We start from the raw sequence: 2,426 nt of genomic DNA on the forward strand, positions 1-2,426 counted from the left end.
GGGTCGTAGCGGTAACTGGCGCTTTGCCCGTTGGGGGCTGTGACGCTGATTAATCGATGCTGACAGTCGTAGCGATACTCGGTGACAAGCTGCTGCCCCTTGCCGCGACGCTCACGGATCAGGTTGCCAAACGCGTCATAGTCGTAGTGCCGGTCCCCCTGGATCATCAACCGATTGCCCGCCACTACGTCCGGGCCGGTGCGGTTTTGCATGAGCAGGTTGCCGGCCGGGTCGTGTACGAAACGTTCCTGGTGGTCCTGGGAATGGTCGGCGCGGGTGAGGCGATTGAGTGGGTCGTAGCTGTAGTGGTGTTCGCCTTTGCGGGTGTCGAGGACGCGGTTCAGGTTGCCGGATTTGTCGTAGTCGTACTGCCGCCGGTAGAGGTGGTTCTGCTGTTGGGTGACGGTGTGGGCATGCAGCCGCTGCTGGTCGTCGTAGTGGTAGTGGCTTAACAGCTGGCCTTGCTGGCGTTGACGTTCCTGGCCGGATTTGAACAGGTGTGAGGTTAGGGTTTCGCCATTCAACTCGACGGTGGCGAGGTGTCCCCCCTTGGCACGGTTGAACACCACCCGGTTGTTGTCCGGCAGGCGCAGGTGGTGCAAGTGGCCGCAGGCATCGTAGGCATAGCGCAAGGTGCCCCAGCCTTGGTGTTCGGCAGTGAGTCGGTTTTGTGCGTCGTACTCGTAGGCCAGTGCCCAATGCCCGTCGTCGACGCTAAGCAGGTTGCCTTGGGTGTCGTAGGCGTAATCCACAACACTGCCGTCGGGCAGGGTTTTTCGTACGAGGCGCCCGGCGAAGTCGCGCTCGTAGCGGGTGATTAGCTGGCTGCCGTCATCGCCGTGTTCGGTCTTTTCTTGCAGGTTGCCGTTGAGGTCGTAGGCATACGTCGTGCGCTGGCCGTCAAAGCCGATTTCCTGCTGGATCAGGCCGTTGGGGTAGTACTGCAACCCATAGGTTTCACCGGCTTCGTTTTCGATCTCGGTCAGCAGCAACCGGGTGTTGTCGTAGCGGTACTTGACCTGGCTGCCATCGGCGTTGATCCGCCGGCTGATCAGGTGCAGGCCGTCCGCATATTCATAGCGGGTGACGTGCCCCAGTTCATCGCACTCGGCGGTGACTTTTCCGTAGGCGTTGTAGCTGTATTCGCGGGTGGCGCCGTCCGGCAGTACCACGCGAATCATCCGACCCACGCTGTCCCACTGATACCCGGTCAGCGCGCCATGTTCATCCTCGCGTGAGACCAGGCGGCCTACGTCGTCATAGCGATAGCGCTTGATGCCGCCATTCGGCAACTGTTCCTCAACCCGTTGCCCACGCTCGTTCCACACCAGCCGATGGCAGCTGTTATCGGGATACCAAACCCCCGTCAGTTGCCCATGTTGGTTGTAGCTGTAGTCCGTGACATGGCCGTCAGGATCAGTCCGGCGGGTGACATCGCCCTGATCGTTACGCTCGTATTTCCATACCGCTTCGCCACGCCGGACTACCCGTACGAAGCCGTTGTCATGCTCGTAGGACGTCGGTTGATCATCCCCGGGAAACACCGCGACCAGGCGTCCGGCGTCGTCATATTGATAGGCCGTCACCGCGCCGAGCGGGTCTTGCTCGACTGTCAGGCGGCCCTTGTCGTCGTAGGATTTGTAGTGAGTTGCGCCCTCCGGATCGACCCGCTGCACCAGCCGTGCACGCCCGTCGTGGACGTAAACCTCCTGGCTGCCATCGGCGTTGAACAGCGTGACGCGGCCGTCGTCGTCCCAGGCATAGCGCGTGTCCATCTGGGAAAAGCTCGCCCAATGCCGGACACAGCGCGCCGCCTTGCCGGAACGTTCCCACGCCCAGAAGAAACTCGCCCCACCGGCCAGGCCACGTTCAACAATCACGTGGTTGTCGTCGTAGCGATACACCTCGCTTTCGCCTACGGCGTTGGTCGCCGAAACCAACCGACCGATGTCGTCATAGGTGTAGGAGACAACGCTGTACTCTGTCGCCCAAACGTAGGGGCCAGTGCCCTCGGCGCGCTGAATCTGGTAGTCCACCGCAACAATGCGGTGCGAGGCGTAGCGCAAAAGCAGCGAACGCCCGACACCGTTGTCCAGCCGCTCGATGCGCCCCAGCACATCCCGGCAAATGCGCAGCCGGTTGTCATACGCATCGCTGATGGCTGTCAGCAAGCCGTCTTGAAAGTGGTAGAAACGTGAGGCCTGGGCCAGTACCAATTCACCAGGCCAATCACCCAAATAAATGGCCGCTTCGGCCAGGCTATTGGTGATCGCGGGCCGAGAGGCCGTCGGCAAGGGCAACAGCGTCGAGCGGTTTTCATGATCGGTCCACACCACCGAATCACCGGAAACCACCAGCCGGTGGGCCAGCGCATGACTCCAGCCAAACCCCAGCCCGCAGTCCATTTCCACGGCACTGGTGCGATA

1 pseudogene is annotated in these 2,426 nt (G+C 61.4%); it reads right to left on the reverse strand.

Annotated features, from left to right (window positions below):
- Positions 1 to 2,426 (reverse strand): annotated as a pseudogene (locus tag LIY36_RS27550) (type IV secretion protein Rhs); the annotation flags it as partial.

Origin of the sequence: Pseudomonas sp. AF03-9 (genome assembly GCF_020515815.1) — a bacterium.
Classification (GTDB): Bacteria; Pseudomonadota; Gammaproteobacteria; order Pseudomonadales; family Pseudomonadaceae; genus Aquipseudomonas.